This is a genomic window from uncultured Ruegeria sp. (assembly GCF_947497005.1).
GTDB lineage: Bacteria > Pseudomonadota > Alphaproteobacteria > Rhodobacterales > Rhodobacteraceae > Ruegeria.
The window spans coordinates 126,083-148,104 of the sequence record NZ_CANMFF010000008.1 but is presented as its reverse complement, the minus strand read 5'-3'; the positions used below and the strand labels follow the sequence as shown (position 1 = coordinate 148,104).

The 22,022-nt window shown below is 56.7% G+C and carries 18 protein-coding genes and 1 tRNA gene; 6 read left to right on the top strand and 13 right to left on the bottom strand.

From position 1 onward, the window contains the following. Window positions 1-158: 158 nt before the first annotated feature. From Q0816_RS13185 to Q0816_RS13170, 4 genes are all read right to left on the bottom strand, one after another. On the bottom strand, window positions 159-1,700 hold the full coding sequence (locus tag Q0816_RS13185) for a DUF4139 domain-containing protein (protein WP_298851484.1): 1,542 nt from the start codon (window positions 1,698-1,700) through the stop codon (window positions 159-161). Between the two features lie 211 nt (window positions 1,701-1,911). Next, window positions 1,912-2,934 carry an aspartate-semialdehyde dehydrogenase gene (locus Q0816_RS13180; protein WP_298851223.1) on the bottom strand — a complete coding sequence of 341 codons (1,023 nt, stop codon included), beginning with the start codon at window positions 2,932-2,934 and terminating at the stop codon, window positions 1,912-1,914. Window positions 2,935-3,029: 95 nt separating this feature from the next. Beyond that, on the bottom strand, window positions 3,030-4,085 hold the full coding sequence (locus Q0816_RS13175) for a glycosyltransferase family 4 protein (RefSeq protein WP_298851221.1): 1,056 nt from the start codon (window positions 4,083-4,085) through the stop codon (window positions 3,030-3,032). Between the two features lie 19 nt (window positions 4,086-4,104). Beyond that, window positions 4,105-5,277: an MFS transporter gene (locus tag Q0816_RS13170; RefSeq protein ID WP_298851218.1), complete on the bottom strand. Its 1,173-nt coding sequence runs from the start codon at window positions 5,275-5,277 to the stop codon at window positions 4,105-4,107. A 141-nt stretch (window positions 5,278-5,418) separates the two neighbouring features. On the opposite strand from Q0816_RS13170, the gene Q0816_RS13165 reads away from it, so the two are divergent. Beyond that, the gene (locus tag Q0816_RS13165) at window positions 5,419-6,561 is read left to right on the top strand and encodes a DUF3095 domain-containing protein (RefSeq protein WP_298851215.1); all 1,143 of its coding nucleotides are present in this window, start codon (window positions 5,419-5,421) and stop codon (window positions 6,559-6,561) included. Between the two features lie 4 nt (window positions 6,562-6,565). Here Q0816_RS13165 and Q0816_RS13160 read toward each other — a convergent pair whose 3' ends face one another. Further along, window positions 6,566-7,336, bottom strand: a complete 771-nt coding sequence (locus tag Q0816_RS13160; RefSeq protein WP_298851213.1) for an HpcH/HpaI aldolase/citrate lyase family protein — start codon at window positions 7,334-7,336, stop codon at window positions 6,566-6,568. Between the two features lie 9 nt (window positions 7,337-7,345). Further along, window positions 7,346-7,570, bottom strand: a complete 225-nt coding sequence (locus tag Q0816_RS13155) for a hypothetical protein (protein ID WP_298851211.1) — start codon at window positions 7,568-7,570, stop codon at window positions 7,346-7,348. Between Q0816_RS13155 and hpaR the strand changes: the two genes are divergently transcribed. Both hpaR and Q0816_RS13145 read left to right on the top strand, forming a co-directional pair. Then, complete coding sequence (gene hpaR / locus Q0816_RS13150; protein ID WP_298851208.1) at window positions 7,569-8,003, top strand: homoprotocatechuate degradation operon regulator HpaR; 435 nt, start codon at window positions 7,569-7,571, stop codon at window positions 8,001-8,003. The two genes, Q0816_RS13155 and hpaR, sit on opposite strands and share 2 nt — an antisense overlap. A gap of 609 nt (window positions 8,004-8,612) precedes the next feature. After that, entirely contained in the window at window positions 8,613-9,311 is a 699-nt protein-coding gene (locus Q0816_RS13145; RefSeq protein ID WP_298851206.1) for a fumarylacetoacetate hydrolase family protein, read from the top strand. 3 nt (window positions 9,312-9,314) lie between these two features. Here Q0816_RS13145 and Q0816_RS13140 read toward each other — a convergent pair whose 3' ends face one another. After that, complete coding sequence (locus Q0816_RS13140; RefSeq protein WP_298851204.1) at window positions 9,315-10,535, bottom strand: crosslink repair DNA glycosylase YcaQ family protein; 1,221 nt, start codon at window positions 10,533-10,535, stop codon at window positions 9,315-9,317. Beyond that, window positions 10,532-11,557, bottom strand: a complete 1,026-nt coding sequence (locus Q0816_RS13135) for a LacI family DNA-binding transcriptional regulator (RefSeq protein WP_298851201.1) — start codon at window positions 11,555-11,557, stop codon at window positions 10,532-10,534. The genes Q0816_RS13140 and Q0816_RS13135 overlap by 4 nt, the downstream gene beginning before the upstream one ends. 115 nt (window positions 11,558-11,672) lie before the next feature. Between Q0816_RS13135 and Q0816_RS13130 the strand changes: the two genes are divergently transcribed. Beyond that, window positions 11,673-11,749 (top strand) — tRNA-Arg (locus Q0816_RS13130). 121 nt (window positions 11,750-11,870) lie between these two features. Here the strand turns inward: Q0816_RS13130 and Q0816_RS13125 are convergent. From Q0816_RS13125 to Q0816_RS13105, 5 genes are read right to left on the bottom strand one after another with little or no spacing between them, the layout of a single operon-like run. Continuing rightward, window positions 11,871-12,887, bottom strand: coding sequence for an Ldh family oxidoreductase (locus Q0816_RS13125; RefSeq protein ID WP_298851199.1), 1,017 nt, complete (start codon window positions 12,885-12,887; stop codon window positions 11,871-11,873). A gap of 11 nt (window positions 12,888-12,898) precedes the next feature. Further along, window positions 12,899-13,528 (bottom strand): DUF3726 domain-containing protein, encoded by a 630-nt coding sequence (locus Q0816_RS13120; RefSeq protein ID WP_298851197.1) that lies wholly within the window; start codon window positions 13,526-13,528, stop codon window positions 12,899-12,901. Continuing rightward, window positions 13,525-15,213: a hypothetical protein gene (locus Q0816_RS13115; protein WP_298851194.1), complete on the bottom strand. Its 1,689-nt coding sequence runs from the start codon at window positions 15,211-15,213 to the stop codon at window positions 13,525-13,527. Before Q0816_RS13115 ends, Q0816_RS13120 begins: the two co-directional genes overlap by 4 nt. A 4-nt stretch (window positions 15,214-15,217) precedes the next feature. Then, on the bottom strand, window positions 15,218-16,192 hold the full coding sequence (locus Q0816_RS13110; protein ID WP_298851193.1) for a membrane dipeptidase: 975 nt from the start codon (window positions 16,190-16,192) through the stop codon (window positions 15,218-15,220). After that, window positions 16,192-17,634, bottom strand: coding sequence for an aldehyde dehydrogenase family protein (locus Q0816_RS13105; RefSeq protein ID WP_298851191.1), 1,443 nt, complete (start codon window positions 17,632-17,634; stop codon window positions 16,192-16,194). Before Q0816_RS13105 ends, Q0816_RS13110 begins: the two co-directional genes overlap by 1 nt. Before the next feature lie 103 nt (window positions 17,635-17,737). On the opposite strand from Q0816_RS13105, the gene Q0816_RS13100 reads away from it, so the two are divergent. Then, entirely contained in the window at window positions 17,738-18,631 is an 894-nt protein-coding gene (locus tag Q0816_RS13100; RefSeq protein WP_298851189.1) for a LysR family transcriptional regulator, read from the top strand. Window positions 18,632-18,739: 108 nt separating this feature from the next. Next, on the top strand, window positions 18,740-22,015 hold the full coding sequence (locus Q0816_RS13095; RefSeq protein ID WP_298851186.1) for an adenylate/guanylate cyclase domain-containing protein: 3,276 nt from the start codon (window positions 18,740-18,742) through the stop codon (window positions 22,013-22,015). The last annotated feature ends 7 nt before the right edge of the window (window positions 22,016-22,022 follow it).

The following is a 22,022-nucleotide window of genomic DNA, read 5'->3' as shown; positions in this document are numbered from 1 at the left end:
TCAGATCAGCCCCTTCATTGGGCCTCACGCGCCAACAGTTCAGCAATCGGCGCCGCTCCCGTGCGCAGATGGTTTGGAACGCGCTACAGGTTCCACGGTCGAATCCTGACAGATTTGGCCCGACGTACCTGTGGCTACCGGTCGACAGGTGGCGGTAGTTATCTAAGATCCATCCCTTCAGGCCAATTCAGCTCAAGATCCAGAGTGATCGTTTCTGACTGACCGGGGGCGATGTCCATTTCCCAGGCCAGAATACCGCGTTGATTGTCTACATTCTCCTCACTCGGGTGTGGTTTGGCGCTCCAGGTGATTTCCAGATCATCCTGCTCCGAATACGGAACCCGGTCCAGAAGGCGCAGAGGCCAGGATTGATCTGTGAGGTTTTCAATGATGACTTCGGTTTGCTCGACGCGTTGATTGGATCGAGAGATAATCCCGGTATCGCCGCTGCTGCGGTTCAGAATCTGTCTTGAAAGCGTCAGGCCGTGGATCGGTCCAAAGCCCATCTCGATCTCTTCACCTGGGCCTATTTCCTGTGACTCTCTAGTGGCCACCAGAACATCATCCACAAACCATCGTGCCGTAACGGACCCCAGCAATTTCTGATCTGTCGGATTGGTGAATTTAGCGGTGCGATAGGCGGTGTTGTCGCGACTAGGCACGCCAAACGCAAAGATTTCGGCAGATTGGCTGATTGTGTCCAGGGCGACCTCGGTGATTTCACGGCCAGTGGACACCGAGATCAGATTTGGCAACGTAAAAGTGACGCCGGTGCCGTCGACAGAGGACGTCAACATCGATCCTCTGGATGTCTCTTCTACGACAACAGGCGCCTCGACAACTGGCTCTGCGAGACTTCCAAAGTTCCGCTGTTCTGTTTGCGGCGGCGGCGTCTTGCGTATCGACTGGCGCCTTGAAAGTAACCAAGACGCGGCGTTCTGGCCGGTGGGAGCTATGGTCGAGACGTGCAGTGTTACGTGGCGCCAGTTTTCACCGGTTTCTTGTGTGATCAGGATATTGCGATCGATTTGAACTGTGGGCGCGTCACCGGTTGTCAGACGAAACTCGTAACCCGGAAACCATTCTGCAGTATATGAGTCGATGTATGACACGGTCAGAGTACCTTCTGCTGCCGAATCGGCAGTCACATCGACGGCGACGTAAACATGGTCATCAGCTTCGGGGATCAAAGCGGCCAGATCAGCCTGCGCAATCTGTAAGTCTTCTTCAAGCTGGTCCAGTTGCCGCTCGATGTCCCGGGCTTCGATTTCAGCCGTTTGGGCTTCTTGCTCGGCGCGCAGAGATTCTTCGGCGATCATGCGGGTGATCTCACGCAGCGTTTCGGGGTCGGCGGGCAGACCTTCATTCTGTCCTAACTGGCCCAGAAATGAGACGGATTGGCGTGCGGCCTGGGCGCGCAGACGCGCGGTTTTCGCATTGTCGGCGATAGCGGTGATTCGATCTTGGATTGCTTTGATCCGATCCTCAGCCTGAATCACTGCCTCTTTTTTGTGATCCTGTATGGGCAGGTTTTCATAGCGTCGCAGAAGTGCGGTTTGTGTCAGCCCCTCGGTCAGAACTTGAATCGAAAACAACAGACTTTCGTCATTTTCTGGAATGCCCTGCAAGATCAAACGATGATTGCCTGCGGGAATATCGTAGGATCCTGTGCGGAGGATATCGGCTCCGTCGGGATAAATCGTGACCTAACTGACTTTGGTGTCGATCAAGAATGTCTCAGCATGCAAGACAGAGGGCACAAAGGCCAGAAGGTAAATCAGAAGTCTCATAATCACTCGCGGAAAACTGGTTTCATCTTCCCGCAACGGTTGCAGCCTGGGTGGTCGACTTCAAGCGCAAAAAAGGGTCGCTTACAAAAGCGACCCCTGTGTTTTTCTATTCTCCAAGGCCTTAGCCCTTTTTCAGAACCTCACGGCCGAGCAACTCGGCGATCTGTACTGCGTTCAGGGCGGCGCCTTTACGCAGGTTGTCCGACACGCACCAAAGGTTCAGGCCGTTTTCGATGGTCGAATCCTGTCGGATACGGCTGATAAACGTGGCGAAATCGCCCGCGCATTCGATGGGCGAGACGTAACCGCCGTCTTCGCGCTTGTCGATCACCATGATCCCGGGTGCCTCGCGCAGGATGTCGCGGGCTTCGTCTTCGTCCAGAAACTCTTCGAACTCGATGTTCACAGCCTCGGAATGGCCGACGAAAACCGGTACGCGGACGCAGGTGGCTGTGACCTTGATCGACGGATCGACGATCTTCTTGGTCTCGACAACCATCTTCCACTCTTCCTTGGTCGAGCCGTCTTCCATGAAGACGTCGATTTGCGGAATGACGTTGAAAGCGATTTGCTTCTGGAATTTCTTCGGTTCAACTTCGGTGGTGGGGTTGTAGATGGCCTTGGTCTGATCCCAAAGCTCGTCCATGCCGTCTTTGCCAGCGCCCGATACCGACTGATAGGTCGAGACAACCACGCGCTTGATCCTGGCGCGGTCATGCAGCGGTTTCAGCGCGACAACCATCTGCGCGGTCGAGCAGTTGGGGTTGGCGATGATGTTCTTGTTCTTGTAGTCGTGAATCGCCTGCGGGTTGCATTCCGGCACGATCAGCGGGATGTCCGGATCATAGCGATAGAGCGACGAGTTATCGATGACCACACAGCCAGCCTTGGCCGCCTTGGGGGCGTAGATTTTGGTGGCCTCGGACCCCACGGCAAAAAGCGCCATGTCCCAGCCCGTGAAATCAAAGGTGTCCAGATCCAAGGTCGTGAGTGTCTTGTCGCCAAAGCTGACTTCCGTGCCCAGAGAACGACGGCTTGCCAGGACGGCAAGTTCATCGACCGGGAACTGGCGTTCAGCCAGAATATTCAGCATTTCGCGGCCCACGTTACCCGTGGCGCCGACGACAACGACGCGATAGCCCATTGCATGTCTCCAAAGTTAAGGACGCGCGTTCATAGCCGCGTTGCAGCGAAGAAAAAAGGGCTATCACAGGTGAATTGAATGAATTGACGTCGAATTTAGTCAGATTGCCCGGTTTCACCCTTGTTCAGCAAAGACCGGTAGACACGCACGATGGCCTCAGCCTCGCCTTCGATTCGAAAATTCTGTTCGACATGCTGTCTGGCGGCTTGTCCCGACTGGGTCAGTTTGTCCGGATCGCTCAGCATTTGCGCCATAGCATCAGACAGGGCTGCGGCGTTGTCCTTTTCGATCAAACGACCTGTTTCTCCGTCCTTGATCTGAGCACTGAAGGCACCGACCCCGTGGCAGGCGATTGCTGGTACGCCAGAGGCCATCGCCTCAAGCGGTGTCAGGCCAAACCCTTCGTGACGGGCCGGGGCTACAAACAGATCCAGCGCGCGATAGGTTTCAACGATTTCTTCCCATGGGCGTTCGCCGAGGAAATGAACGCGATCTGACAAGCTGGCTGCTTTGAGTTTGGCCTCCTGTTCCTGTTGGAACGATTCAAACTCTTTGGTGGCGCGCCCGGTAAAGACAATGCTGGCATCAAGGTAGTTTGGCAAAACCTCAATCGCCGCATCCACCAGCAGATCGACGCCCTTTTGTGGCCGAATGCGCCCGAAACATCCGATCAAAGTACCGTCAGGCAGGCCCAGCTTCGTCCGAAGGGCTGATTTATCTTCTGCCGGATGAAACAATTCGGTGTTCACACCATGCATGATGACAGTCGCAGGATGTTCGAGAAACGATGCCGCTTGCGGTGTCGTGGCGATCAGCGCGTCCATTTTAGAGATCAGCCATTTGGTGAACCCGGAGTGGTTTCGTTGTGCGGCCGAAGTGAACAACAGTTTCAGGTTCCGTCGCAGCACGTTCCTCAGAAACAGCCCCATAAGCATTTCGGTGTTACGACGAGCATGCCAGACGCGCACCTTCCGGTTCGACAGGAATGGGGTTTTGATCAGCCGGATATGGGGCAGGTCATCCGGCAGGCCGGGCCCAGTGGCGACAATCCTGATCATGTGCTTCTGGATCGGCAACAGGCGAATGACGGTTGTGGTGACGCCGGACAGGCTGTGTTTCAGGTTTGGCGCAATAACCTCGATATCCTGCACAGCTTTCTCCGTAATCGCTTCAATCCACACTATCCTGGCTGAATAGATAGATCACGCAGCCAATGGCAAGAGTTACGGCAAAAAACCCGAAAATCGCTGTGTAGGGCGCGGTTGTTCCGGCCTGAGCGGTGGCGGCGTGAATGCGTCCGGTGACAAATTGGGCAATGCCGACACCGCCGATCCCGAAAAGGTTCAACAGGGTCACACCGCGGCCCACCAGATGCGGCGGAACGAAAGCGCGGCCATGGGCCATGATGACCGGAAAGCTGGCACCTGCAAAACCGATAATGGCCAACAACAGAACGGACAGCCATATGGCACTATCGATCCACAGACAAAGCAGGGATAACGCCACGACTCCTAGCGCGTTGCCTGCGAAGATAACCCACTTCCTTGTGCCAAAGATGCGATCCAGAGGCCCGTAGACAAAGGTACCGACAATCATTGCTGACCCCATGATCAGCGTCGCGGTGCCGATCTGGGTGGTGCTGAGCCCGAAGACATCGTTCAGGTATGGACCCGCCCAAAGCCCGCGCAAGGCGGCAGCGGGCGCATATGCCACCAGCATCAGAGGCATGATCAACCAAAGCGCAGGTTCTTTCAGAAGATCCAGCAGCGATCCTTTGTGTTCCGTCTCGACCTTCGCAGGGTCGCGTACACTCAACCAGATACCCAAAGCAATCGCAGAGGATATCACGGCCAGCCCCACCATCGTTGCGCGCCACCCCATCCATTCTGCTGCTAGCGCGGTCGGGTAAGAGGCCACCAGATTACCCACCGAGCCGACACCCAGCATCAAGGCCGCCAATGTAGCGAACTTGGCCGGAGGGTATTCGCGGGCAAAGATGAAATACGATGCCATCAACACCGGTGAGCACCCGACACCGATCAAGCCCATGGCGACGCTGATATGAAATGGCGAGGTCGCGACCGCAAAAATCGCAGCTCCCCCTGCGCCGCCTATCAGAAGCAGCACGGCTGCGGTGAGTCGTGGGCCAACCCGGTCCAGAGCCCAGCCAACCGGGATTTGCATTGCCGCAAATACCAGAAACCAAAGGCCCGACGCAAAGGCCAGATCCTCGGGCGTTGCGCCAATATCACGCGCAAGATCAAGGCTGAGTACGGCCAGAAAGGCACGGAAGAACTGGCTGAGCACATAGCCCAGGCATAAAACCACCAAACCCGCCTGCATATTCCGTCCCTTTTCTGCTCATCCGAAGGAAATGCTTGGCATGCCATGATGCAACGCACAAGCATGTGTACTATGTTTCAGAAAGAGGACACTGGCCGCATTCCGGCTATCATCGTCAAAAGATCGATTTCGAGGGGGAAAATGAAAGACCTCCATTCCGCGTTTTACGAAAATCTGCCGCTGTTGCGCAATTTCACCCGTCTGGCAGACCCGGCACAGTTCTCGAATGTGCCGGATGACTGGTTTCTGGGCGTTGCCGATATTGTTGATTCGACAGGCGAAATCGCGCGAGGCAGGTATAAAACTGTCAACACCGTTGGGGCCGCCGTAATCTCGGCGATGATAAACGTGATGGGCGGCAAGTTGTTTCCCTATGTCTTTGGCGGTGATGGGGCGGCGTTTGCCATCCCTCCCAGTAAAGTTGAAACAGCGCGGGACACTCTGGCAGCCTTGCGGCGCTGGGCGGAAGAAGAGTTTTCCATGCCTTTGCGTGCGGCGTTGGTGTCTGTGGTCGAGATTCGAAAGGCGGGCAGGGACCTGCGTGTTGCCCGTTTTGCACCATCTTCCGGCGTAGATTACGCCATGTTCGCAGGCGGCGGGTTGGCTTGGGCCGAGGCGGAGATGAAAGCGGGTCACAATTTGGTCGAACCGGGTGGGCCGGGTGCACGGCCGGACCTGACGGGACTGTCCTGCAGATGGTCCAACAGCCCGGCGCGGCATGGTCAGATCGTTTCACTGGTCATTGAACCCACCACGTCAGCAACGGAACGTGACTTCGCCGACCTTGCGCAATCCGTCCTGTCGGCATCAGAAGAACTGGAGCGTGCCGGTCATCCGGTGCCGTCAAATGGCCCGCCCATGAGGTGGCCGCCCCCGGGCCTTGACATTGATGCGCATGTCTCGCGCGACGGGCGGAATTTGGTTTTGCACAAACTTGCTCTGTTGGTTCAGAACCTGTTGATCGCGATACTGTTCAAAACCGGTAAACGGCTGGGACGGTTTGAGCCTGATCATTACAAGAAAATGGTCAGCAGCAATGCTGATTTCCGCAAGTTCGATGATGGTCTGAAAATGACGCTGGATTGTGACCCTGCCACTTTGCGACAGATTGAACAGATACTGGAAGAGGCGCGCGGGCGTGGCAAAATTCGATACGGTGTGCACGTGCAGGACGAGGCCATGATGACGTGCTTCGTTCCGTCGGCCACGCGAGACGATCATGTCCATTTCGTGGACGGGGCCTCGGGTGGCTACGCTCAGGCTGCTTCGGCCATGACGCGTTGAACGGTTAGCCGGTTTTCCATTCGGTGGCGAGAGCGCGTGCCGCTTGTGTCAGCAACATCACATCAATGCCAACTGCCAGAAACTGCGCCCCCATATCCAGATAAGCCTGCCGGGCTTCGTCGTTTGTGGCCAGAATGCCAGGCGCTTTGCCTGCGGCTTTGATCCGGGCCAATGCGTCACCGATCACCGCACGCACCTCGGGCGCTGCACTATTGCCCTGATACCCCATATCAGTCGACAGATCGGCAGGGCCGATGAACACGCCATCTACGCCTTCTACCTGCAAAATTTCGTCCAGAGCGGCCAATCCGATGCGGGTTTCAACCTGTAGCAACAAGCAGATTTCCTGATCCGCAGTCTGAATGTAATCGCCAACCGATCCGTACATCGTGGCCCGCGACGCCATCGCACCCACACCGCGTGCACCATCAGGGGGATAGCGACAGGCACGGACCAGTTCCCGCGCCTGTTCAGCACTTTCCACTATCGGAACCAGCACCGTCTGAGCACCTGAATCCAGAACCATCTTGATCAGCCAGGTCTCACCCACCGGAACCCGCACCACCGCATGTGAGTCGCTTGTCGCAAGAGCCATAAGCTGGTCCCGGATCGACCGGATATCGTTCGGAGCGTGCTCTCCATCGATTACCAGCCAATCGAAACCTGCCGTGCCCATGATTTCGGCCGTGATGGGTTCAGCAAAGCTCATCCAGCAGCCAATCTGCGTTTTTCCCTGAATTAGAGCCTGTTTGAAAGGGTTTTGTGGGCTAGCCATCCTGATTCCTCATGTTGCACTGCGATCGCCGCACGGTGATTGCGAAATGGGCCATTCCTGCATCTTCTTCGGTGGCGTCAATTTGTCCAGCCTGAATAGCAACCCAGAGTCATTGGTCCGATGGTTGAGGATGATGCCCGATTGCGACTTCGTCGCTTTGCCGACAGCCGCGCTTTCAACCTTGCCGGGTGGCTCACTTGCGTAAATCCCGGATTTCGGCGATAATTTTTTCATGACCGACGACCTCCCACTGACGTCGCGATCTTTGCCTATTGCGCTTTTGCGGGCGCGGGAAAAGGTTATGGGGCCCATTCGAGCAATGCTGGCTGACGCTGGCGTCACGGAACAGCAGTGGCGCGTGTTGCGTGTGTTGATCGAAGAAGGCCCGCAGGAGCCGACGCATATTGCCGAACGCGCCTGCCTGTTGTTGCCCAGCCTGACGCGCATTCTGCAAAAGCTCGAACATCGCGGTCTGATCTCTCGACGTTGCCATCCGGCGGACCGCCGCCGCCAGATTGTCGAGATCGCTGAAGGCGGTGTTCAGATCATTCGCGCCAATCTGGCCGTCAGCATGGCACAAGCGGAACGCATCCGATCCCAACTGGGCCCGGAAAAGCATGAGCTGTTGCTGGATCTTCTGAACGAATTGAAAGACCTCGAACCATGATTTTGGTCGCAACATACGGAATTCATTCGCAATGACCCCGCCGGAGATTTTAGGGGGTATCTCCGGCGGGGTGGCCAGACTCGGATTGGTTGTTAGGCCTGGCCTGAGGCCGGTTGCGTCACGTCAAACCTGACGGTCCAGCCTGCGCATCGGAGCGTATGGCGAGCCGGAATTGTGGCTCTGACAAGGGGATTCTGGCCCTTGGGGGAAGGGCCATGTGCCTTTGCTCTCCGAAACAGTCTTAGGCAATTGCCGAACGAAATAATGGGCCTGCAAGTGATTTCCGCGTCCGGCGTTGGCCGAATGTTTTGCCAGGCGCGCCGTTTAGCGGTCCTGACATCTTAAGAGATAGATGCGAGGTGTCCATCTGCTTCAGGACTTAGCCCGACATGCCTCTGAGCCAAGAGAAAACCTGATCTGCTTGTATCCGATGTATCAATAAAGACGGATGTGAATTTGTATTGAAATGGCTGTCGTCGTTCAGGTCGTAATTGAGCAGATTCGCGCTGAAACAACTCGTGAATATTGGCGAAATCCAGCGTGCTTTCCGTGCTTGCTGACTGTTCTGACCAGCGTAAGATGAAGGCACCGCAATTTTCAGGAACCACCATGTCGAACAACCTGTTTTCTCTTCCAGACCCCATCACCATTCCCGTTGTCGGTGAAACGGCCGGGTATCCCGTCGGACGTATTTTCTGCGTCGGTCGAAACTATGCGGCTCACGCAGCTGAGATGGGGAATGAGGTAGATCGCGAAGCACCGTTCTATTTCACAAAATCGGCACCAAATGCGATCCTCACCGGTTCGGCGGTTCCGTACCCTGCCGGGACAGATAACTACCATCATGAAATGGAATTGGCGCTGGCTATTGGAAAGCCCGTGTTCCGCGCCACCAGTTCGCAGGCATGGGATGCGGTGTATGCCTATGGCTGTTCCCTTGATATGACCCGCCGCGACCTGCAAATCCGCGAGCGCAACAAGCAACGCCCCTGGGATCTGGGCAAGGATGTCGAAAACGGAGCCGTCTTCGCTCCGCTGACCCCTGCCGCTGACTGGTCACCGGATAATAGCAAACACGTTCGGCTAAGTGTCAACGGCGAGCGGCGCCAGGACGCGACGCTGGAAGAATTGATCTGGAAGATTGACGAGATTGTCATGCACCTGTCTGGATTCTATCATTTGCGTCCTGGCGACCTGATCCTGACTGGCACGCCGGCTGGTGTGGGCCCGGTTGTGGCAGGGGATGCTCTGACCGGCGAAATCGACGGTCTAGAGCCGATCCAACTGACGTTAACAGACGTTGATTAGACCCTATTTAGGGTCTTTCAGCCAGTCTTTTTCAAACGCGATATGTGCGACGCCTGCCAGTCGACGTACCCGGTCCAACTCGGCGTTCAGACGACGGGTACGGGCGTCAGACCAGCGCACCCCGCGTTCGGGCCACAACGCTTTGACATGCAGCAGGTCACGATCGCGATGAGCTTTCATATCGATCCGACCAATCAGGCGATCACCCTCGAGCAGAGGGAAAACATAGTATCCATAAGTACGCTTGGCTTCGGGCACGAAGACTTCGATGCGATAATGAAAGCCAAACAGTCGCTCGGCCCGATTGCGGTCGCGCAGCATTGGGTCAAACGGGCTGAGCACACGGACGCGGCCGGGTGGCTGCGGTAATTCGGTCGCCTTTTGCATCAATTCCGGGCGGGCAAAGGTTTTGCGCTGGCGTCCATCGGTACAGGTGATCTCGATCTCTTCGATATGGCCGGATTTGAGACCGACGGCGCACCAGTCTTTGGCTTCTGCGGCGCTGACCGTGTCCCAGAATGCAGCCAATTCGCCGGAAGTCGCAAAACCCAGCCGGTCCAGCGCGGCTTTGCACAGCCAATCCACGGTCGCCTCTGCATCACAGGGCATGTTGCCGGGACAGAGCTGGGTTTCAATAACACGCTCGGTCAGGTCATAACGTTTCTGAAACCCGTCACGACCCACAACGGTCAGGGCTCCTGAACGCCACAGGAACTCCAGTGCAGTTTTTGACGGGTGCCAATCCCACCAGCCGCCCGAGCCCTTCTTTTCATCTTTGCCTACGTCTGAAGACGATACCGGTCCGTGATCGCGAATGTGCTGTAAGACCGTTTCAAACTGCTGCTCGAACCCATCCCGCCGCCAGTTTTTCCACCGCGCCTTCAACAGATCTTCATCGCGTTGAAAGCGCAGATGCCAATGCTGATAGAACGCCATCGGGATTACAGCCGCATCATGCGTCCAATGTTCAAAAAGCGCTTTTTCCCTTTCATAGAGTCTTTTCAGGTTTGCGCTTCGATAAGTAGGCCTACGAGAAAACAGGATCATGTCATGGGCGCGAGCGACCGTGTTGATGCTGTCGAGTTGCACAAACCCCAGCCGCTGGATCAGGTCCAGAAGCTCAACACCTTTAGCCGCGCCAGATGGCTGTTCGGCCAAAGCATGGCGGTCCATGAAAATAGCTCGGGCCGTGCGGTTATCGAGCCGTTTCAGGGATACGCTCATCGCCGTTTCAGGGTGTCACCATAGCTGATCTTGGGGGTCAGGGTGATACGCGTATCGAGCTCGGAGTCTGGATCTTTAAGGCGCTCGGCGATGATTTGCGCGGCCTGGCGACCGATATCCAGGCGGCAGGCATCCATCGTCGCCAGTTTGCGTGGCAGGCCCTGCAAAAGCTCGACATTGTTGAATCCAGCCAGCCCGATCTGACCCGGAATATCGATACCCTGTTCCAGCAGGTACAACAGACCACCTGCACCGATCATGTCGTTGGAATAATATAGAAAATCCAGATCAGGCGAACGTTCCAGCATCGATTGTGTCATCTCGCGCCCTTTGGCCAGAGCGGAGCCGCCGGAATAGAATTCACGATCTTCGATCTCAATACCATGTTTGCCCAGCACTTCTGTAAAGCCCTCGAACCGCTTTCGTGCACGGTGATCCAAAGGCATCTTGGTGCCCATAAACCCGATATGCTGGTACCCGGCTTTCAGGATCGCCTGCGCCATCTCGCGCCCCGCGCGGCGGTGAGAAATACCTACCATCGCATCAACTGGTTTGCCGTCGGTATCCATGATCTCGACCACCGGAATACCGGCTGAATCCAACATCGCGCGGGCAGCGTCCGTATGCTCCAGCCCGGCGATGATCACGCCCGAGGGCCGCCAAGAGAGCATCTCGTACAATACCTTTTCTTCTTTCTCGGGCAGATAGTCTGTTACACCGACCACCGGTTGCAGCTCGGTATCTTCCAGAATCTGATTTATGCCTGTCATGACCTCTGGGAACACCATGTTCGACAGTGACGGAATGATAACCGCGACCAGATTGACACGACTGGACGCCAAAGCACCTGCAATCTTGTTTGGCACATACCCAAGTTCTTTCGCAGCGGCCAGGACGCGGGTGCGGGTCGCGTCGGACACATCCCCACGGTTGCGCAGAACCCGGCTGACCGTCATCTCGGATACACCGGAAGCCTCGGACACATCACGGAGGGTAAGCGGGCGTTTGGTTTCACTGTTCACGGGAGGCACCTGCGTTGTTGTTTTGTCCGATGGTAGCGTGAACAGGTCGGCGTGTACAACAATTGTGCAAAGGCGATGACAACCCGGAAAATCCCGGTTACAGAAGGCAAAGCGCGGCCCCGTGGCTCAACTGGATAGAGCAGCCCCCTCCTAAGGGGCAGGTTGCAGGTTCGAATCCTGCCGGGGTCGCCAGTGCACCTCTTCTCTACCGTTGAGATATGTTCTTTTGTGTGGTGTTAAGCGTGCGCTACATATCATCCCGACAGAGCCACTTGCTCACTGCCCGCATACTAATAGTAGCTTTTTTGGGGGCTTAGTCTGAAGCCATAATTCCTTCGATCTTCGACAGAGTTGCAGAATTCACCGCGACACCTTCTTTGCTTGAAGAAAGGCGGCTTTTGCGGCGTCCGTCGCCGGGAAGATGTGCCCCATCTTGCGCTCTGATCGATTCAACCAGATCTGCCATCGCATTCGAAAACAGCCCATCAGAGGAAGCTGTTGGATCGATCGCAATGAAAAACTGCCCAGTCTTCGGGGGACCGCCAGCAGTTCCTGAAAATGGTGACGCGTTCAACCCTAGTGTTGCGCCTGTCAGGGCGGCGGCCATGACCTCGGTCAGCAACGCAACGCCCACACCCTTGTACCCGCCGGAAGGGGCCATGCTACCTTTCAAGCCAACATTAGGGTCTGTTGTTGGGTTGCCATCAGCGTCCAGAGCCCATCCAACGGGGATGGATTTGCCTTCCCTTGCATGCTTCATCACTTCGCTTTTGGCGATGGTGCTGGCGCTCTGGTCAATCAGAAGTGCCGGCTGACCATCCGTACCCGGCGCAGCGATAGAGAACGGATTGGTGCCCACAACAGGTTTGGATCCGCCCGAAGGGGCAATCGATGCAGGGGCGTTGGTGAACCCAAGTCCGACCAGACCTGCCTGCGCCAACCGAAATGTGTGGTAGCCGAGAACACCGCAATTGTAGCTGTTGGTAATCGCCAATGCAGCGACGCCCTGTTCCTGTGCGGCAGGGATCAAAGCCTCAAAACCCAGATCAATGGCGGAATGCGCAAAACCGGTTGCCGCGTCCACGCGGACAAGACCGGGGCGCGGGGTTTCAAGTGTTGGTTTTGCCTGACCGTCGACCTTGCCACATTGTACGTGTTCACAATAGATCGGGATATAAGCCAGACCGTGGCTGGCCACCCCGTCCGCCTCGGTTGCGGCTGTGGCCACGGCCAGAGGGCGCGCGTTTTCTTCGCTGGTGCCAGCGGCAACCAATGCGTTGAATGACAGCTCTTCGATTTCGGCAAGCGAGAGTGTTTTGGTCTCAGTCATCGGGTGGTCCTTCAATCGTTGTCTGACAAGCCTGAACCAGCGCCAAGCAGTCGGGATTCTTCAGTTGCAGGGGCATAGGTGCGATGTGCAATCGTGTTGAGGAATTGCCATGCCTCGACATTTGGGGCAGCTCGGCTTTGCACGGCACGGGTGGCTTGAACGTGACCGCCTTCGGCTATTTCCACGTGATCCGCCCGGTCTATTCTGCAGTCTCCACAGCTTAGATGAACGCCATCGGTTAACGCTGAAAATCCGTCGAAAGAGATTTCCACGGTCTTTTTTTGTTTTTTTGCCATTGCGGCGACAAAGGGCAGCAACAGAAGCGGCGCTGCAACATTGGAAATCGAAACCGTGCCTTGGGACAGGGCGGTCGGAGAATCCGATATCGCCGTTCCGGTCATCAGGGGGCAGAGGTCTTGTTCACCGGTCATTTTTTCGTTCCGGACCGTTGGAATGTGACGTTCCAGACAGGATGCAAATTCACGCTGGAGCAACTGGGCCAAAATGGCGGGCCCGTCGAATCCTTGGGCGCACAACCAGCGGGTAGTTTTTGCGGCTTCTTCCGCCACACCCCAGGCATATCCGGCCCCACGAGTTGCGCGTTTGGCGGTGGCTTCCACTTCGTTCAATGAAAAGGTCATTGTGCGATCTCCGGATAGACCCAAAGATCAGCGTTCCTGGTGTTCAGTTCTTCTGGGTAGGGCGCGCCAGCATACATGCAGATGCGGACCCAGCGATCCGATCGTGGGTCGAAATGTGTTGCGCCAAAGAAAGACAGTTTTGCCCGCAGCATATCAATAGGCTTCACATCGGCACTGATCGTGTTGTCGTGGATTTCACCATAAGGTGCGACACGGTTGATTTGCGCGCGGCGCACGGTGTGGCGATGTTCGGGGCGACTCAGAAGGAACTCAGCGACCGGAGTGTCATCCGACCACTCATGCAGAGCCTCATAAGCCATCGCCGCATCACGCGCAGGCGCGAGCGGTTGTTCATAATCGGCAATTGGTTCTTCAAACCGTTCACCCAGACGCGGTTCCAGTTTTTCTTCGGAAACATACCAGGCCCGTGCGCAGTTCTTGGCCGCGCTCCAATCCAGATTCAACGCCCAATCAAAGCTATGGCGGATCAGGGCGCGTACATCCGAGATCGGCATTTCTCCATCGATCACCTGTGCCGTTGCGTTTGTGTCGGACATGCAGCAGGCAAGCCCGTCTACGATCTCGCCATAAGGTTCCAGGATCAGTGAGGCCAGCAATTCCTGCCCTTCTTCGGAGAGCGTGGATTCGGACCAATGGATCAGGCGATTCCAGGGATGATCCTGAACCAGATCGTTGTTGGCCAGGTACGTGTCGATCTGCTTCAAGTCAGCTTTCAGCGCTGCGAGCTTTTCAAGCTGAATTGGGTGTTCGGACCGCCACCATGCGATAGACTGTTTGCTGCGTGCGAAAGCGTCGGTGAACCTGTGGACTTCGTCCACCTTGGCTGTTTCGACAGACCGCACGCGCGAGATGGCCTCTTCCCGTGCCATGATCCAGTTGTTGAACAGAACCGGGTGGTTCACGATGAACGGTGCCATGCCCAGCCCCGTGGAGTTTCCGATGCCCAGCCAGCGTGCGATCTGAGGGTCAAGATCCGCTGTCTGATCTCCGCCTTTGGCCCGCGCCATGTGCTGCACCAGATCGCGCACAAATACGCGGGTCAGATAAACAGACAGCATCTCGATCTGGAATGGCCCGCTGACTTCGGTCCGGTCCGCTGTTTTCTCACGATCCGCAGCGCCAAATTTGCCGGACCCGTAAACAGCCGTTGTCCGCATCAGGTAACCAACCTGATAGATTTGTTCCGGGTCCGGTTGTTGGCCCGCAGCCAGACGATCCACCACATGAGCCCAGAGCCGCACCGAGCGATTGGCGCGCGATAGCGACAGTTCGGATTCGCTGACCCGTCCGGCCTCTTGCAGAGGTACATTCTGCGACAGACGGTCGATGTCTTCAGCTGTTGGGACACCGTCGAACAGCGCGAAGGTGGCATCCCACGCCTCTGCGATTACTCGGTCTGACCGTTGATCGGCAGGCAGGTCATGGGCAAAGGCGACCAGCGAATAGGCGCGATCTGGCCCTTGCGCGGTATAGACCGCATGGCCGATGCCGTTATCGTCAATTTCAAACGCGGGGCGCGAAAAGCTCCAGTTTTCTTCGGCCATGCGGCGGGTCAGTTGCCGCATGAAGCTCAGCCGGCATTGGTGCAGCGATCCTAGCCGTGACAGCCGCATGACCGTGGCAGGGTCACGTCTGGCGATCTCAGTCTGCGCGTGTGGTTCCATTTGGTTACCTTTGTGGGACGAAGTTCTCGGCGAAGAACCGATACCAGTTCCTGCCCATGATCCCGGCCACTTCGTCGTCGTTCAGGCCGGTCGCGCGTAACCCTTTTTCGATGTTGTCAAAGTCTCGGTTGTCCTGAAACCAGCCCGGCATTGGTGGGAAGCCCGGAGCCGAGGCCGAGCCTTCGCCATAGTCGATTTCTTTCGTCCAGCGCCCGACACGCATCCATTCCACGATGCTGTCGGGTTGGTCCTGACACAAGTCAGTGCCGATCCCCAGATGCTGAGCACCGTATTTGTCGGCAGTGCGGGCGATCATTTCGCAGAAGCTCTCCAGCGTGCAATCGGACTTGTCCTTCAGGTGGTGAGGGTAGACCGAAAAGCCCAGCATCCCACCTTTTTCCGTCACGGCGCGGATGACATCCTCACGCTTGTTGCGCAGGGCCGGGGACCATTCATGCGGATTGGCATGTGTGATTGCGATGGGCCGGTCCGAGATTTCAGCCGCTTCGATTGTGGAACGGTCCGCCGAATGGCTCATGTCCACCACAAGGCCGACGCGGTTCATTTCCTTGATGACCTGCTTGCCCATACGAGTAATGCCGGTGTCTTCGGCCTCGTAACAACCGGTCGCCAGCAGAGATTGGTTGTTATAGGTCAGCTGCATGAACCGTGCGCCCAGATCGTGCAGGATTTCGACCAGCCCGATATCATCTTCAATGGGCGACGGGTTCTGAAATCCGAAGAACACGGCGGTCCGGCCTGTTTCACGGGCTGTGTCGATATCGCTGGCCCACCGGCCTTTCATGATCAAATCCGGGTATTGCTCGAACCAGCGGTTCCATTTCTCGAAATTCAGAACCGTTTCGCGGAAATTCTCATGATAGGAAATGGTGACGTGGATCGCGTCCACGCCGCCTTCGCGCAATTGGCGGAAGATCTTTTCCGACCAGTTGGCATATTGCAGGCCGTCGATCAGCATCAGACAGGTCCTGCACTGATATAGGCGGTTTTGACCGTTGTATAGAACTCGGCCGCAGCCTTGCCCTGTTCGCGTGGTCCGTACGAGCTGTCACCCCGACCGCCGAAAGGCACGTGATAGTCAGTACCAGCGGTGGGCAAGTTGATTGTCACAACGCCGGTGCGTGCATTGCGACGGAAGTGGGTGGCGCGGGCCAGCGACTTGGTCACGATGCCTGAGGTCAGGCCGAAATTGGTGTCGTTGACCACGCTCAGCGCCTCGTCATAGCTGCCTACCTTAATGACAGAAGTCAGCGGCGCGAACATTTCCTCGCGGTTGATGCGCATATCGTTGGAGGTGTTCAGAAACACGCCCGGTGACATGTAGAACCCGTCATGCGGCATCTCCAGACGTGCACCGCCACAGGCCAACTCGGCCCCTTCAGATTTACCCAGATCGACATAGGCGAGGTTTTCATTCAGCTGCTGCTGGCTGACGACAGGACCCATCTGCACGCCCTCTTCCAGCGCATGGCCGACTTTCATCGCCTGCGCACCAGCGACCAGCTTTTCGACAAATGCATCGTGGATGCCTGCGTGAACAACCAGCCGCGACGAAGCGGTGCATTTCTGACCGGTGCCGCCAAAGGCCCCACCCAAAGCCAAGGTCACCGCCAGATTCAGATCGGCATCGTCCATCACGGCCAGCGCGTTTTTGGACCCCATCTCCATCTGAACTTTGGTCAGGTTCTGGATCGCTGCAGCGGCGATGCCTTTGCCCACGGGAACCGATCCGGTGAAGGAAATCGCATTGACTTTGGGGCTTTCCACCAAGCGCTGACCAATCGAACGACCCGAGCCCATGACCAGGCTGAACAGACCTTTGGGAATGTCCTGACGTTCGATGATTTCCGTCAGGGCCACAGCCGAGGCAGGGGTGATGTTGGCAGGTTTCCAGACAACCGCGTTGCCATAGCAAAGCGCCGGAGCGATCTTCCAAGAGGCCGTTGCAGTGGGGAAATTCCACGGGCTGATGATCGCAACTACGCCAACAGCCTCGCGGCGCACGTCAACTTCGATATCGGGGCGCACGGAATCTGCGTTCTCTCCGATCTGACGCAGACATTCGGCAGCGTAGTAGGTGAAGAACTGACCAGCGCGATAGACCTCGCCCTTGCCTTCGGCCAATGGCTTGCCTTCTTCACGGGCCAAAAGCGTGCCCAGCTCTTCGGCGCGTGCCATCAACTCGTTACCGATGGCGTTGAGGACGGCCTGTTTGCGCTCCAACCCATAAGCAGCCCATTCCACCTGCGCCGTACGCGCCTGATCCAGCGTTGCCTCAAGCTGATCAGCACTGGCTTGCGCGAACATACCGACCAGATCGCTCAGGTCCGAAGGGTTGCGGTTTTCAATTTCGCTTTCGCCCGCCAGCCATTCGCCAGCAATCAGGTTCAGTTTCGTCACGTCAGGCCCCAAATATATGAAGTTCAGTTTGTGGAAGAATGGAACTTGCTGGTGATATCAGTCAAACTCAAATAACTTTAGTAAACTTCAGAAAGATTGAAGTATGGCCATGAAAGTAGAAATGCTGCGGTGTTTTTGTACCGTGGCCCAAACCGGAAACCTTGCCGAGGCTGCCAGCCGTCTGGGCCGGACACAATCTGCCGTTTCAATGATGTTGAAACAGTTCGAAGAGCATCTGGGCAAGAAGCTGTTTGAAGGGGAACGGAAAAATCACCTGTCACCGCTAGGTCAGCAAGTTCTGGACCTTGCGCTTAAACAGGTGCGGGATTTTGATCAGGCCGTTCAGAACATAGAATTGGCGGCACAAGCCGAACATGGGTTGATCCGTATCGTATCCGTGCCGTCTGTGGGGGCGTTGGTCTTTCCCGCCTTGCTGGGGCATATGACATCACGCTTTCCCGGGCTGAAGATCGAATTGCGCGATGGAGATTCGCAGCAGGTTCTGGATGCCGTTGCCGGCGACAAGTCCGATATCGGCATTGCGTCAGGACATTTTCCGCTGAATGGAGTCAGTGCAGAGCCGCTGTTTCAGGATCGTTTCGGGTTGGTTGCGGCGTCCGATCACCCCCTGATGACACGGGCAGAGCCGCCAAGTATTTCCGACCTTACGGCTGAACCATTCGTACGAAACGCCCTGTGTGATTTCATCGAATCCCCTTCTTTCAGAGAGGTTCTGGACAGGGCCGAAGTCACCATTCACAACACGCATTCCCTGATAACGACAGTAAGGGCAGGCCAGTGGATCACGGTTTTGCCACAGACCGTTGCGCAATTCATCCCGGACGCAGTGGCCTTTCGCCCGATTTCAGATTTGCCGGACAAGCGCGGAGTATATCTTTACGTCAGGGAAAGAGCTCGATTCCGGGACATCACCGCAGCCTGCTGCTCGTTTATTGTGTCCAGCGGATTTGGAAACGCAAATTTGGTCAAAGGGTAATAAACGGATTAACCCTGCTCAAAATCACAAATTAATTTGGTTTTTACAGACTCGAGCCCGCACCCATGCTAGGTTCCCGGTTGAAGTTGGGGACTTCAGAGGGGCGAGATGTCTCAGGACTTGAGGGGCTGGCTGAGCGCAATTGGATTAAACGAGTACGCGCAGGCCTTCGCGGACAATAAGATCGATTTTTCCATTCTGCCTGATTTGACGGCCGAGGATCTGATCGAAATCGGGGTGACCGCCGTCGGTGATCGTCGGCGGCTGTTGCGTGCCATCGAGCAGCTCGATGCCACCGAATCGGCGGCAGAGCCTGAACCCGCTGCACCGCTGGAGCCTGCGCGGCGGCAGGTCACGGTAATGTTTGTTGACCTGACTGGGTTTACTAAGATTTCCAGCGAGTTGGATGCCGAAGACCTGCATGCGCTGCTCAATCAGTTCTTCAGCAAGGTAGACAATGTGGTCGAGAAATACGGCGGTCGCATCGACAAGCATATTGGCGATGCGGTCATGGCCGTTTTCGGGGCACCGATCTCCCATACCAACGACACCGAAAGGGCGGCGCGCGCTGCAGCCGAGATTCACGCGGTCCTTCCAACATTATCGCCACCGCTGTCCTGCCACATCGGTATCTCTTCGGGGCAGGTCATTGCCAGCACGACCGGCAGCCAGTCGCATACAGAATATACGGTGACAGGGGATGGGGTGAACCTGGCGTCTCGGCTGACGGATATTTCCGGAGGCGGAGAGACACTGGTCTCTCATGACATTCAACGCGCGCTGGGTCCGCTGTTCGTGGGCGAATCCATCGGGGTCAAGACGATCAAAGGGTTGAACGAACCGATCGAGGTATGGCGTCTGGATCGGCTGGCGCGGAACATCCGGACACGGCGACACAAATTCATCGGACGCGAGCGCGAGATGTCGATTTTCTCCGCCACATTCGACCGGTGTCAGCGCCACGGCGAAGGCGAAGTTCATATCGTTCTGGGCGAACCCGGAATTGGGAAAACTCATTTGTCAGAGCAGGTAGCGGAACTTGCCGCCAGCCTGTCCTACACAATCCACAATGGCGTTGTGATGGATTTTGGTGCGCGCGAAGGCCATTCAGCCGTTCAGACCATCGCCCGCAGTATTCTGGGGCTTGAAGCATCGGATGGGGTGGAAATAGGGGCGGCTGTCGCAAAAGATGCTATCGCCAAGAGCTGGGTCAGCCCGTCCAACGCTGCGCACTTAAACGCTTTGCTTGAGCTCGAGCAGGATCCGGGTCTGGCTGAGGTCTACGCCGTGATGGACAACAAGACCCGTTTGCGGGGGCGACGCCAGGTCCTGGATGAACTGCTTTCGGCCCGCAGTCAGGAAGCGCCCCTGCTCATTCAGATCGAAGACATCCACTGGGCGACGCCTGACATACTGACCGCGTGTTCGCATATTGCCGCCGCGACGCGAAATATCCCCTGCGTGTTGATGATGACCAGCCGGGCCGAAGGCGATCCGATCGACAGGGACTGGCAGATGGCAACCGATGGTGCGTTGGTGTCAAAGCTGGAGCTGGCCCCCATGGGCGAGGAGCACGTCAGACAATTGGTCGAGGAGTTCCGGGCCATTGATTCGGACTTGCTGGAAACTTGCGTCCAACGTGCGGGCGGCAACCCGTTGTTTCTGGAACAGCTGTTGCGCAATACGGATGTGCTCAAGCAGGAAAGTGTGCCCGGAAGTATTCAGGGCATTGTTCAGTCGCGTCTGGATGCGCTAGATCGCACCAGCCGAACCGCTATTCAGGCCGCATCGGTTCTGGGACAACGGTTCTCGCCTGAGGTTTTGAATTTCATACTGGGCGAAGGGCACTTGGATACGACCAATCTGATCCGTTCCGCGCTGATCCGAGAGGCCGGACCCGATCTCATGTTTGCTCACGCGCTGATCCGGGACGGGTCCTATGCAACATTGGTCAAGTCCGAACGCGCCCGTCTGCACCGTCAGGCGGCCAAGTGGTTCGAAGATAGAGATGCGACCTTGCGGGCCCAGCATCTGGATCGAGCGGGGGCGAATAACGCGGCGCAAGCCTATCTGGACGCAGCCGACAACCTGATTCAGGCCTTTCGGTTCGACGATGCAAGCCCCTTGATCGAGCGTGCTCTGGAACTGCCGTCGCCGGCAGGTGTCCGATTTGACCTGCTGTGCGCCCGGGGTGAGATACATCGGTTACAGGGGCTGTCAAACGAGGCGCTGCAGGAATTCAAAGACGCGGCCAGTTTGGCTGAAACCGATGAACAAATCGCCCGGGCGCATATCGGGCTGGCGCAAGCGGCGCGGCAAGCGAGCCTGTATCAGGACGCGCTGGACGCGCTCGGCACAGCTGAGGCAGCTGCAGAACGCTGCGGATCTGAAGAAGATGTGGCGCAGATAAACTACGTGCGCGGCAACGTTTACTTCCCCTTGGGTCAGGACAAAAAAGCGTTGAAGGCCAATGAACGTGCCCTCTCGCTCGCCCGCAAGTTGGAATCCGCACGCCTTGAGGTGGGCGCGTTGAGTGGGTTTGGCGATGCCAATTTCATGAATGCCACCATGAAGACGGCGACAGATTTCTATACCCAAGCCGTGGAACGGGCACGTGAAAAAGGGCTGGTCCGGGATCTGGCGGCCAATCTGCACAATCTTAGTGTCGCGCGCAGCTACACCGGAGATGTCGGGCAGGGCAGAGCCGACGCAAACGAGGCGATTGAGATCTCGCAGAAGTATTTTGCGTTTGTGCCGGAATGCGTTGCGCAAACTTGCCTTGGTGTGGCCGAAACCTTCTTGGGCAGTCTCGACCGTGCATTGGAAGCTTTTGGTGTCTCTGCCGAAATCGCAGAGCGCGTGGGGGCAAAACGCCTTGAGGCACAGGCATTGGAACATCTTGCCCGAACACAGGTTTATGCCGGGCAAGTAGACCGAGCACGGGAAACCGGTCTTCGCGCGGTTGATATCGCGCTCGAGCATGGGCGGAACTTTGTGGGACCCAAGGCCTTGTCGGCCCTGGCAATGGCCGAGACCGACCCTGATGAGCAAACGCGCCTTTTGAAGCTGGGCTCCGATATCATCGCCGAAGGATGTGTCGGCCACAGCCATTTGCACTTCTACCCTGATGCCAGCGCCGTCATGCTGGCGCGCGGTGATTGGGATGCCGCGGTTGAATACGCGAATGGGCTTGCTGCCTTCACGGCGACGGAGCCTTTGCCGATGGTTGACCTCTCTATTCGTCAAACACGCCTTTTGGCCGAGAGCGGCCAGCAGGACATTCCACCATCGCAGCATGCCGGGTTTGCCGATCTGAAAGCGCAGTTTGCAACGATGGGCATTTCGCAATCCTTGCTGGGGCGGGCGGACTTTCTGGTTGAATAGTTGGCAG

Excerpts from the sequence above, each read along its gene's own strand:
- Q0816_RS13125 (WP_298851199.1), bottom strand. The coding sequence starts at position 12,887 with ATGACTGAGACCAAAACACTCTCGCTTGCCGAAATCGAAGAGCTGTCA.
- Q0816_RS13115 (WP_298851194.1), bottom strand. The coding sequence starts at position 15,213 with ATGGAACCACACGCGCAGACTGAGATCGCCAGACGTGACCCTGCCACG.
- Q0816_RS13160 (WP_298851213.1), bottom strand. The coding sequence starts at position 7,336 with ATGGCTAGCCCACAAAACCCTTTCAAACAGGCTCTAATTCAGGGAAAA.
- Q0816_RS13155 (WP_298851211.1), bottom strand. The coding sequence starts at position 7,570 with ATGAAAAAATTATCGCCGAAATCCGGGATTTACGCAAGTGAGCCACCC.
- Q0816_RS13110 (WP_298851193.1), bottom strand. The coding sequence starts at position 16,192 with ATGCTGATCGACGGCCTGCAATATGCCAACTGGTCGGAAAAGATCTTC.
- Q0816_RS13170 (WP_298851218.1), bottom strand. The coding sequence starts at position 5,277 with ATGCAGGCGGGTTTGGTGGTTTTATGCCTGGGCTATGTGCTCAGCCAG.
- Q0816_RS13100 (WP_298851189.1), top strand. The coding sequence starts at position 17,738 with ATGGCCATGAAAGTAGAAATGCTGCGGTGTTTTTGTACCGTGGCCCAA.
- Q0816_RS13165 (WP_298851215.1), top strand. The coding sequence starts at position 5,419 with ATGAAAGACCTCCATTCCGCGTTTTACGAAAATCTGCCGCTGTTGCGC.
- Q0816_RS13180 (WP_298851223.1), bottom strand. The coding sequence starts at position 2,934 with ATGGGCTATCGCGTCGTTGTCGTCGGCGCCACGGGTAACGTGGGCCGC.
- Q0816_RS13145 (WP_298851206.1), top strand. The coding sequence starts at position 8,613 with ATGTCGAACAACCTGTTTTCTCTTCCAGACCCCATCACCATTCCCGTT.
- Q0816_RS13095 (WP_298851186.1), top strand. The coding sequence starts at position 18,740 with ATGTCTCAGGACTTGAGGGGCTGGCTGAGCGCAATTGGATTAAACGAG.
- hpaR (WP_298851208.1), top strand. The coding sequence starts at position 7,569 with ATGACCGACGACCTCCCACTGACGTCGCGATCTTTGCCTATTGCGCTT.
- Q0816_RS13120 (WP_298851197.1), bottom strand. The coding sequence starts at position 13,528 with ATGACCTTTTCATTGAACGAAGTGGAAGCCACCGCCAAACGCGCAACT.
- Q0816_RS13140 (WP_298851204.1), bottom strand. The coding sequence starts at position 10,535 with ATGAGCGTATCCCTGAAACGGCTCGATAACCGCACGGCCCGAGCTATT.